2 protein-coding genes are annotated in these 1,256 nt (G+C 46.6%); one reads left to right on the top strand and one right to left on the bottom strand.

Annotation, left to right across the window (positions count from 1 at the left end):
- Positions 1–22 precede the first annotated feature (22 nt).
- Complete coding sequence (locus tag R7E00_RS23930) at positions 23–472, top strand: low molecular weight protein-tyrosine-phosphatase (RefSeq protein WP_023650163.1); 450 nt, start codon at positions 23–25, stop codon at positions 470–472.
- A 61-nt stretch (positions 473–533) separates the two neighbouring features.
- Here the strand turns inward: R7E00_RS23930 and R7E00_RS23925 are convergent.
- A partial coding sequence (locus tag R7E00_RS23925; protein WP_318124744.1) for a SulP family inorganic anion transporter occupies positions 534–1,256 on the bottom strand: 723 nt, incomplete at its 5' end.

The following is a 1,256-nucleotide window of genomic DNA, read 5'->3' as shown; positions in this document are numbered from 1 at the left end:
CATCGATAATTCAGGGAATAAAATGAAGAGAATACTCGTTGTTTGTATGGGAAATATTTGCCGTTCACCAACCGGTGAGGCCGTTCTGAGAGCTAAAGCGGAAGAGTTAGGTGTCGATGTCGACATTGATTCGGCTGGGACAATTGGCTATCACACCGGAAACACGCCAGACTCAAGAGCCATGGCGGCAGGGAAACAACGTGGCTATTCGTTTAAAGGAATGCAAGCGCGCCAAGTGTCAGTGCAAGATTTCGAAGACTTCGATTTGGTACTGGCTGCGGATAAAGCAAACTTGGCTGACTTACTCGATATTTGTCCTGCAGAACATCGTCATAAAGTCTCGCTATTTTTAAGCCACTCTAATTCGAGTTATGACGAGATCCCAGATCCTTACTATGGTGGAGATGATGGATTTGAGTTGGTATTGGACTTAATCGAAGAGGCGTCGGTAGCGGTTTTGCAGAAGCTGTAATTATCTCGATATCAGATAAATAAAAAAAGGGATGAGCATTGCTCATCCCTTTACGCATAGATTAGCCAGCTAAAATGTCGGTTGCGACTTTGTAGCTAGGGTCTTCTTTCACGTTGATTTCGACTAGACTGCCAGCTTTGTCGAGTAGTTTGCGACAATCCGGACTTAGGTGACGAAGGTGAAGCGTTTTGCCGATGGAAGCGTAGCGCTCTGCTAGCGTTTCAATTGCCTCAATTGCCGAGTGGTCTGTTACGCGAGAGTCTGCGAAATCGACAATCACATCTTTAGGATCTTCTGGCGCATTAAACAGCTCGAGGAAGTTTGCTGCTGAACCAAAGAAGATTGGACCGTGAATTTTGTACTCTTTTGAGCCTTCTGCGTTCAAGCAAGTATCTGCGTAAATGTGCTTCGCATGTTGCCATGCAAACATCAGCGCCGAAGCGATTACGCCAACCGCGACCGCAACAGCAAGGTCAGTCAGTACTGTAACGACTGTTACTAGTACGATAACGAAGAAATCTTGCTTTGGTACACGGCGAGCCAACTTAAATGTTGCCCATTCGAATGTGCCAATCACAACCATGAACATCACACCAACTAGGGCTGCTAGTGGAATCATTTCAATCAACGATGACGCAAACAAAATGAACATCAGCAGAGCTACAGCCGCTACGATGCCAGACAGACGGCCACGGCCACCGGAGTTTACGTTAATCATTGACTGCCCAATCATTGCACAACCACCCATCGCGCCGAATACAGAACATGTCATGTTTGCCATGCC

Origin of the sequence: Vibrio sp. Vb1755, from assembly GCF_033338635.1 — a bacterium.
In the GTDB taxonomy this organism is placed as follows: domain Bacteria; phylum Pseudomonadota; class Gammaproteobacteria; order Enterobacterales; family Vibrionaceae; genus Vibrio; species Vibrio alginolyticus.
The sequence above is the reverse complement of the archived record's forward strand: the minus strand, read 5'-3'. Positions and strand labels throughout refer to the sequence as shown.

What these genes read in the sequence shown, in the direction of transcription:
- R7E00_RS23930 (WP_023650163.1), top strand. Translation starts at nt 23, where the DNA reads ATGAAGAGAATACTCGTTGTTTGTATGGGAAATATTTGCCGTTCACCA.